The sequence below is a fragment of the Siphonobacter sp. BAB-5385 genome (assembly GCF_002261125.1).
Classification (GTDB): domain Bacteria; phylum Bacteroidota; class Bacteroidia; order Cytophagales; family Spirosomataceae; genus Siphonobacter.
On the sequence record NZ_NMPS01000257.1, the window covers coordinates 1 to 9,635 of the forward strand.

A 9,635-nucleotide genomic window follows, 5' to 3' on the forward strand; every position below is an offset into this window, starting at 1 on the left:
ATGGAATGATCGGGGTGGAATGGTTTCGCGTCTGTGACGCTTGACCAAAAATGCCCTGATCATTCTATGATGATTACTAATCAAGACGAGCGGAGTCGTTTAGGGCAATGTAAATAGCGACAACTTCGTCCTCTGGATTATTGGTCGTATATACTTCAAAGTCAGTGGTGTAGTTTCGGTTGAGATTCGTGTTCCAGATTCTTAGCCACTGCTGATAGACAATGCCTTCGCTGAGTTTTCCTGCTGTTTTAAATACGCCGTAGGTGCCGCCTGCTACCGTCTTCCCCACAAACCCTTCCGGAACATGGTCCAGCGAACGAACTTTACAGCCGAGTAAGGCAGTATAGGGCTTGGTATGGTCCTGTTCGTAATCGGTGTAGAGACAATGCAGGGTAGAGTCTAATGGGTCAGGAATCTGATCGATGAGGTTTTGTGATAGAAATTGCTTCCATAAAGTGCCCAGATCCAGGGCTGCCTGCCCGTTTTCATTCGTCGTGCGAACGGCAAGACCCATAAAATAGAAAGGTTCGATGGTAACGATCTCCATAAGCGATAGGATTGTTGAATGACCTCGCAAAGGAGCGGGGTAAGAATGACAGCCCTATGTCAGTAGAGAAATAGAAGTTTGCTGAAAGTTATTTATCCCATTTTGGATCCGCTTCACTCGCCTGCTTGCCCCGATCTCTCCATGACGGTTACCAATCGGGGCAAGCAGGGCATTCAACAACAATTACAAAGCGGGATGAACAGGTGTTAAATGACCACATTCTTCTTCACGTAAGCCATCTCTTTTTTTACTCTAGCAGCATCGAAGCCAATGGCTAATCGTAAGTTAAGGTGTGTGCCGGTAAAGTTTGTAAAGAACGTGGTAGGACTGGCTGATAAACGGGTTTTGCAAAAGAAACCGGATCGCTGGCCGGGGTGAATCGTATGCTTGAGGTAACGAGTGATTTCCAGACCAACTACGGGCACATAACCCGTCAAATTACGACGATCGTTGTCATCGTTTCCTCTGGGAGTGAATTCATTGACTCCAAGTCCTACGTAAGGAACCCAAAGCCAGTCTTGCCGCTGAAGTTTTCGCCCGTACGTAAACTCGAAGGTTGCCAGGCTAGCTTTTGTTCCGGGCTCCCACACGCCCCTGCGTTCGAAATAATCTATAGTTCGGTTAAAGCCTAAATTCATATCCCAGCTAAATCGTGATTTCTTTACATCGAAAGAAAAACCAAAATTAAAACTCGTGGCATCCGTAAAGTATGATTTGGTTTTTCCCTGCATAACGTTCCGACCTACGCCTGCGTACATTCCCAATTGCCATTTACTCAATTGATTTTTTATTTCAACTTCTGGAGTTTCTTCAGTTAAACGCTGTACGTCACGTTCCCATTGATCCAGAACTTCAGGAACGGGCTTTACTTTTAGGTCCGTATCAAAAGCGTTCGTCAATTGTTTCACGCGTAGACTAATTTGCCCGTAATGGCGATTCATTACCGATCTTATCGACTCTGTATTTCCTTGTAAAGTGCCCATTTCTACCGTTTTCACCTGGATCAGCCTCGCACCATATCCATAGATATTGAAGTAAATCTGAGCATATCGTAAATTGATCTCATTGGCCTCTGAGAGGGTAGAAAGGGTAGGGTCAAGTGTGGCAGTAGCTTTGACGATAGGAGTGTATTTGCCAAAAGGTTGTGGAATTAATTCATATTCATAATTAAGCGAAAGGTGAATGGAATTTCCGGCCGGACTAATCTGAAAATCCTGATACGTAAGGCGGGTCGTAGGCGTCCAGGTAATACTTGCTGACTGAGCAAAAGCAAAGTGCTGAAGTAGAGTAAGGAACAAAAAGGATGCTACTAGATAAAGTTTCCGGGACATATTAAGTTAGGGATCAACAGTGGTTAATTACACCGGCACAAAATAAGGCATGACGAAAGCATTCCTTTCATTGGGTGCTCTTTATGTAGAAATAAATAGGGCTGTTCCTCATGTATTTAGGAACAGCCCTATTCAACGAATTAGCAATAACAATTGTCTCCGCTCGACTCACCCCGGTTTGAAACCATCATGGAATGATCGGGGTGGCAGGTTTCGCGTCTCAGACGCTTGACCAAAAATGCCCCGATTTGTAATTGGGGTAAGCAGGGTACTATTCTTCCAGATGATTATGACGAATATGAACCGGAAGCACTTCCAGACTTCGACGATCCAATTGCGATAATACTTCTTCGAAGCCATATTGAGGCGTCCACCCTAAGCCTAATCGTGCTGAGCTTGAGTCGTATACCCGATCGATGGACGAAGGTAGTTCCCAGCCCCGCTTTTGAAAGGCTATCAGTAATTCCGGAGCACGTTTCCGAATCACTTCTTTTAAATTAATAGCTAATAGCGAACAGTCTTCGGGTAGGAATGGGGTTTTCCCAGAGATAATATAGCTTTGATAGAAAGGCCCATCGTTAGTGAGTGCAGCTACGTGTGCGTCGGCGACATCACGAATATCTACCCCTCTAGATAAGCGATGCATAGTCATCACGTCAGCTTGGTCTGGAAAGCTGCGAGACATACGAATCACGCGGATAGCTAAAGATTCATCGGCTGCTTCCTGGAGCAAAGATTCGGCGGCTAATTTTGTTTGGTGATAAATACTACGGGGTTTAGGGATGGTCTCATCCGTAACCCAGGCAGCAACGCCCCTATCAATCGTTTGACCAAATAGAGCAGTTGTACTAGTGAATACAAGTCGGTGCAGGCCAGCGGTCCGGGCAGCTTCAAGCACTAGACGAGTGCCTTCCACATTAACACGATGAAATTCAATATCAGGAACTGTTCCTACGTGAGGGGCGTGAAGAGCAGCCGTATGAATGACAGCGTCAGCCCCCCGCATTGCTCGAACCAGCAACTCAGTTTCAACAAAATCGGCTACAATCTTTGTCGTAGAGAAAGGCGACCGATCAATACCTATCACTTGGTGTTTGGCCGCAAGTGCCTGATAAATGGCTCGTCCAACCCGGCCAGAGCTACCCGTTAAAACAATTTGCATAGGAATGTAGGTAATACTTTAAAAACGATCAGGTACTATTCTGCCCCAATGAAACTCTGGGCGAGCAAGGTTATCAAACTTTTTATATAAAAAAGGACGGATATTTCTCCGTCCTTTCCTAATGTCTGCTATACCTTCCTTACTTCACCACCCGCACCTTCACATGCGAAGCTTGCTTCGGCGAAGCATACACCCGGTGCGTAGCTTTCTGAAAATCGGATTCGCTGGCTTTATAAATGTTGACGAACTTCTGCGGATTACGGTCTACCAGCGGGAACCAGGAGCTTTGCACCTGTACCATGATTTTATGACCTTTCTTGAAGCAGTGAGCCGCGTCCTGCATGTCGAATTTTACTTCTGCTACCTGATTCGGTACGAGGGCTTCGGGTTTGGAGAAGCTTTTACGGAATTTCGAACGCATTACTTCGCCACGTACCATTAACTGAAAACCACCCATTTTCGTACCCGCAATTGGACTGTTATTGGGAGCATCCCCAGGATATACATCAATGAGTTTGACCACAAAATCGGCATCTGTACCCGTCGTCGATACAAACAGGTCGGCCATCACGTTTCCGGAAATGGTCACATCTTCCGTTAGTACCTCCGATTCGTAGACGAGTACGTCAGGACGCGTGGCGGCAAATCGCTGATCTTCGTACATGAAGTCAGCTCCGCGAATGTTCCGGATTTCGCTCGTAAAGGGTACGGGCTTGTCCGGATCACTGAGGTACTCCATAAAGGAATTGGCCTTGGGAGCTTCGAAGGACAACTGGCCGTTGGGGTGGAAGTACAGATTCTTTTCCTCCGACTGCTTCGGCGGCCAGGCGTCGTACTTTTTCCACTGATTCGAACCCGTTTCAAAAATGTACGCTTTCGGGAGCTTCGGGTCTGGTTGGTCTTTCAGGTAGTGATTGAAAAAGGCTAGCTCAATGTTTTCCCGGTAAAAAGGGCCCGTATCTGAATCAAATCGAATATTGCCCAGTACATCGCCCTTGACCCGTGACCAGCCGCCGTGAATCCAGGGACCCATCACGAGAAAATTCTCGGTCTTCGGACTGTTCTTTTCAATCCCGGCAAAGGTTTTCAGAGGTCCGTACAAATCTTCCTGATCGAACCAGCCCCCGACGGTTAGAATCGCAGGCTTTACGTTTTTCAGGTGAGGCACCGGCGTACGAGCCTGCCAGAATGCGTTGTAAGTCTCGTTTTCCATCATCTCGTTCCAGATGGCATTCGTACCCTTGAAGATCTTCTCGTTAACGTTTTTGATCGGACCTAGCTTTTTATAGAACTCGTACGAATCCGGCGTTCCAAAAGCACTAAACTGTGGGGCCGTTTGCGTGGTAGGCTGGGGGCGGGGTGCTCCGTACGACGATAAAAACGAAAAGGTACCCATCAGAAAGAAGGCTCCGTTGTGGTGACGGTCGTCACCCATAAACCAGTCCGTTACCGGAGCCTGGGGCGAGGCCGCTTTCAGAGCGGGGTGAGCGTCGATGGCAGTCATGGTCGTGTAAAAACCGGGAGCCGAAATACCCCAGGTCCCTACCTTGCCGTTATGGGTTGGCAGATTTTTCAAAAGCCAGTCGATGGTATCGTAGGTATCCGAGCTTTCATCTACGTCCGTGGGTTTGGTTTTGTTGGAATTGAAGGGTTTTACCGCCACAAAGTCTCCTTCAGACATGTATTTTCCCCGAACATCCTGGTATACAATGATATAACCTTCCCGGGCGAAAAGCATGGAAGGACCAATACTCGTTTTGTACTTATCCTCGCCGTAGGGAGCCACGCTGTAGGGCGTACGATCAAGCATAATCGGGTACTTCTTCGATTCGTCTTTGGGAATGTAAATGGACGTGAAGAGTTTCACGCCATCCCGCATCGGAATCATCCGCTCCAGTTTGGTATAATGCTGACGAACGTACAGCGAATCGGCCCGGTTGATCAGGGATGCCTGGGCGGAAAGCGGGTCGGTTACGACCGTCGTCAAAGCCATCCCCATTAATAGAGCCAGTGAGATTTTTCGGAATTGGTGCTTCATTAGATAAAGATTTCGTGTGTATTGGGAAGAAAAGGAAGCGTATAGGGGTTGGGTAGATAAAGTTTAATGTTTGAAAAGTTTAAGGTTTGATAAACGTAACAAGTGGGTTTCTATTCCTCATTCACCAAAGAACCCCATCGGGGTTCAATCTGATTAGCCCGGGATGCAATCCCGGGAATGTTTATGCATCACTCCAAACCTTGGTACGATCCAGAGAAAATAATTACAATTCAAACATTACTATCTCGTCAATGCATCCCGGTTTCGAATCCAGACCGCCTGTTGTAACCGATTATTCGCCTGACCACTGATGACCCCATTACCCAGCCCAATGGCAATACCGGCACCCCACCACGCCCAGTAAGCATTACTGCCCCGGTTGTTGACACTGGTAAGGCCCACGATCGTGGTACCGAGCGAGGCTACCGTCAGAATCGAAGAAATGGTACGCAGCTTGCGATACGCTTTGTATTCAGACAGGCCCGCGGTTGAGAACTCAAACTCCCGCTCCAGATTCTTCTGTCGAATGCCCGATGCATACGCCCGTCCGCCCTTGGCAAAGCGGGTACCGTTGCCGAATACAAAAATGGTTTCGCGGTCGTAAGCTCGCCGCAGACTGTCTTTTTGAAAATCCGCCGGGGTTTGAGCCGAAGCTGTACCGAATCCCGCCAGCAAAAGACCTACTAGTACTATTCGTTTCATGAAGTCGTCTAAAAATCCATTTGCAATATCGGAGGCGAGCGTTGATTTTCTAATGAGAATACGATTTCTCCAAAACATTCCGGGGCTTTTGGCAGGAGTGTTGCGACTTTTCGGTAGATTGAGTGTATTTTTGGAGATTCGAACGGAAAGACGAAGTGGGAACGAAAGGTACCCGTGCATTTTCCGGATCGATAAAGTAGCTTAAAGCCAGCAAGCCAACAGCCCGAAGCTGTTCAACTGACCATAACACGTGAATAACATTCGCAATTTCTGCATCATTGCCCACATTGATCACGGCAAGAGTACTCTGGCAGACCGTCTGATCGAACAAACCCAAACCGTATCCCAGCGACAAATGCAAAATCAGCTGCTGGATGATATGGATCTCGAACGCGAGCGGGGGATTACGATCAAGTCGCACGCCATTCAGATGGATTACAAATTTGAAGGGCAGCAGTATGTACTCAACCTGATTGATACGCCGGGCCACGTCGATTTTAGTTACGAAGTAAGCCGCTCCATTGCTGCCTGCGAAGGAGCGTTATTAGTCGTGGATGCCTCTCAGGGAATCGAAGCCCAGACCATCAGTAACCTGTATCTGGCCTTAGGACATGACCTGGAGATCATCCCGGTACTGAATAAAATTGATTTACCGGGTGCCATGCCCGAAGAAGTATCCGACCAGATTGTGGATTTGATCGGCTGTGAGCGTTCGGATATTATCCACGCTTCGGCCAAAGAAGGCATCGGTATTGCTGAAATTCTGGCTGCCGTAGTTCATCGGATTCCCGCTCCCAAGGGCGAACCCGATGGAGCTTTCCAGGGGCTGATTTTTGACTCCGTATTCAACTCCTACCGCGGTATCGAAGTAATTTTCCGTGTCTACAACGGAGAAATCCGGAAAGGTGATAAAATTAAATTCATGGCTACGGGTCGTGAATATCACGCCGATGAAATTGGCGTACTGCGTCTGGAAAAAGAACCCCGCGACGTCATCAAAACGGGTGATGTAGGGTATCTGATTTCCGGTATCAAAACCGCTAAAGAAGTAAAAGTAGGAGATACCATCACGCGGATGGACCGGCTGGCTGCTGAGGCCATCAAAGGGTTTGAGGACGTAAAACCGATGGTATTCGCCGGGATTTATCCGGTAGATACGAGTGAGTTCGAAGAGCTTCGTGAAGCGATGGAAAAGCTGCAACTCAACGACGCGGCTTTGATCTGGGAACCCGAAACATCGGCGGCTCTGGGTTTTGGCTTCCGTTGCGGCTTCCTGGGAATGCTGCACATGGAAATTGTACAGGAGCGTCTGGAACGCGAGTTCGACATGACAGTGATTACCACCGTTCCGTCCGTGCAATTTAACGTGACGACGACGAAGGAGGAAGTACTGAAGGTTTCAGCTCCATCGGAAATGCCTGAACCCAACCACATTGAGTCCATTGAAGAGCCTTTCATTGCCGCTCAGATCATTACAAAGAGCGAGTACGTGGGGACCATCATGAAGTTATGTATGGACAAACGCGGCATCCTGAAAAATCAGGTGTACCTGACGTCTGACCGGATCGAGCTTCAGTTCGAAATGCCGCTTTCTGAAGTCGTATTCGATTTCTTTGATCGTCTGAAAACGATCTCCCGCGGTTACGCTTCGCTGGATTACCAATACCTGGGCTTCAAGGAAGGGGACATGGTGAAATTGGACATCATGTTAAATAGCGAGAAAGTGGATGCCTTATCGGCCATCGTACACCGCGATAAAGCCTACGAATGGGGCAAGCGTCTGTGTGAAAAACTTCGCGAGTTACTGCCGCGTCAGCAATTTGAAATTGCTATTCAGGCGGCAATCGGTCAGAAAATCATTGCCCGGGAAACTGTCAAAGCTCTGCGTAAAGACGTATTGGCCAAGTGTTACGGGGGCGACATTAGCCGGAAGCGTAAACTGCTCGAAAAACAGAAGAAAGGTAAAAAACGGATGCGTCAGGTCGGGAACGTAGAGATTCCTCAGGAAGCGTTCATGGCCGTACTGAAACTGGAGAGCTAACGCAAAAACGCTGAACGTTTGAAGCTTAGATAAGAAACCTATACGTAAGGAACATCTGCCTAATCAGAGAATTAAGTAAAAAATCAAACGTTTTAAACGATTATTTAATAAAACAGGCTAATTGCCGGAAAAATACGAGCCCTAAAAAGACTCGTATTTTTTATATACTTTTTAGGCATACTTCGTTTTAATTCTAGTATGTTTGAGGAACTGCCTTCTCCACCAGTAACAGTTCTATAACCAAAACATACGGTTCTTTATTCATCTACTCCTGAAATTACTCTGAATGTCAAAACTTCGCTTTGTCGACAAACGCCAGTCAACTTTCTTCGCTGATGCCCGTCAGCGAGTCGACGCTTACTTTGAAGAAAACAAAATTTCCAAGCACGCAAACCAGGCCATGTGGAATAAGACCGTCTTTTTTCTGGTCGTATTCTGGGTCCTTTACGGCCTGATTATTTCCAATCAGTTTAACGTTTGGGTAATGCTGGTTTTGTCAATCGCCTTGGGTATGACCTGTGCTTTTATTGGTTTTAACATCTGCCACGATGCAGTTCACGGCTCATTTACGGACAGTTCAAAACTCAATCGTACGCTGGGTCTGACGTTCAACCTCATTGGTGGTAATCCCTACGTTTGGAGTATCACCCACAATATTGTTCATCACACGTACACGAACATTCCCGGACACGATGAAGATCTGGAGATTGCACCCGGCCTCGTACGTATTGACGAAGATGAGCCGGTTAATGCCGTTCATAAATATCAGCACATCTACGCCTTCCTGCTGTACGGACTGGCTTCGCTAAGCTGGGTACTACGGAAGGACTACGTTAAGTTCTTCAAACAGAACATCGGCAAAACGCCTAACCGAGCTCATCCCAAGAAGGAGTACTTTAATTTATTTTTCTTTAAGGCGTTTTATTATACGCTGTTCATTGTACTGCCTCTGTGCCTGCTGTCCATTACCTGGTGGCAATTCGTCATTGGTTTTCTGATTATGCACTTCTTTGAAGGACTGGTACTGGGTTTAGTGTTTCAGCTGGCTCACATCGTTGAACATACCGAATTCCCTGAGCCTAATGGCGATGGCAATATTGAGGAATCCTGGGCTGTACATCAAATGCAGACGACGGCTAACTTTTCCTGCAACAGTACGCTAGCGTATTTCCTGTGTGGTGGATTGAATTTCCAGATTGAACACCATTTGTTCCCCAAAATCTGTCACATACACTATCCCGAAATTTCCAGGATTGTAAAAGAGACAGCCGCGGACCACGGTATTCAGTATATTGAAAACAAAACCTTCTGGACCGCCCTGCAATCGCACTATCGAGTGCTGCGGAAATACGGCAAGGAGGATTACGCCGTACAACGGATGAAGATGGTTCCCGTTCAGGCCTAACGAAAAAAGAGAGAAATCAGCCCCTGACTTCTCTCTTTTTTTGCTTTCTTTGGGCATTCATAGCCGCTGGTAGTTCGCTGAAGAAGCCCAAAACGCTGAATCAAAAGATCGCTTTAAGCTCGTAGATAATTTTGTTGCGGGGAACGTCCTGAGAATCAAGTATGTTGGAAAACTTAACGGATCCACGTGCCGAATTCTGAGAATCAGACGTATTTTTGACCCGCAATTCTGTTCCTAAACCCTTTCCGTTAGTTTACACATGGCAGAAGTAATTCGTATGCCCCTTTTGAGTGACACGATGACTGAAGGGGTCATCGCTGAGTGGCTCAAAAAAGTGGGCGATACCGTTAAATCCGGAGATATCCTGGCCGAAGTTGAAACCGATAAAGCCACGATGGAACTGGAAAAC

8 protein-coding genes are annotated in these 9,635 nt (G+C 47.1%); 3 read left to right on the plus strand and 5 right to left on the minus strand.

Features of this window, described 5'->3' with window-relative positions:
• Positions 1-76 precede the first annotated feature (76 nt).
• From BWI93_RS27095 to BWI93_RS27115, 5 genes are all read right to left on the minus strand, one after another.
• Positions 77-547 carry a GyrI-like domain-containing protein gene (locus tag BWI93_RS27095; RefSeq protein ID WP_094817060.1) on the minus strand — a complete coding sequence of 157 codons (471 nt, stop codon included), beginning with the start codon at positions 545-547 and terminating at the stop codon, positions 77-79.
• A 206-nt stretch (positions 548-753) separates the two neighbouring features.
• Entirely contained in the window at positions 754-1,878 is a 1,125-nt protein-coding gene (locus tag BWI93_RS27100; protein WP_094817061.1) for a hypothetical protein, read from the minus strand.
• 271 nt (positions 1,879-2,149) lie between these two features.
• The gene (locus BWI93_RS27105) at positions 2,150-3,040 is read right to left on the minus strand and encodes an NAD(P)-dependent oxidoreductase (RefSeq protein ID WP_094817062.1); all 891 of its coding nucleotides are present in this window, start codon (positions 3,038-3,040) and stop codon (positions 2,150-2,152) included.
• Positions 3,041-3,179: 139 nt separating this feature from the next.
• Positions 3,180-5,078, minus strand: a complete 1,899-nt coding sequence (locus BWI93_RS27110; protein WP_176454354.1) for a CocE/NonD family hydrolase — start codon at positions 5,076-5,078, stop codon at positions 3,180-3,182.
• Between the two features lie 240 nt (positions 5,079-5,318).
• Complete coding sequence (locus tag BWI93_RS27115) at positions 5,319-5,780, minus strand: hypothetical protein (protein ID WP_141217619.1); 462 nt, start codon at positions 5,778-5,780, stop codon at positions 5,319-5,321.
• Between the two features lie 250 nt (positions 5,781-6,030).
• Here BWI93_RS27115 and lepA point away from each other — a divergent pair, with 250 nt between their 5' ends.
• The 3 genes from lepA to BWI93_RS27130 all read left to right on the plus strand — a co-directional run.
• Positions 6,031-7,821 carry a translation elongation factor 4 gene (gene lepA / locus BWI93_RS27120; RefSeq protein WP_094817065.1) on the plus strand — a complete coding sequence of 597 codons (1,791 nt, stop codon included), beginning with the start codon at positions 6,031-6,033 and terminating at the stop codon, positions 7,819-7,821.
• A 286-nt stretch (positions 7,822-8,107) separates the two neighbouring features.
• On the plus strand, positions 8,108-9,226 hold the full coding sequence (locus BWI93_RS27125) for an acyl-CoA desaturase (RefSeq protein WP_094817066.1): 1,119 nt from the start codon (positions 8,108-8,110) through the stop codon (positions 9,224-9,226).
• Between the two features lie 259 nt (positions 9,227-9,485).
• A partial coding sequence (locus BWI93_RS27130) for a biotin/lipoyl-containing protein (RefSeq protein WP_141217620.1) occupies positions 9,486-9,635 on the plus strand: 150 nt, incomplete at its 3' end.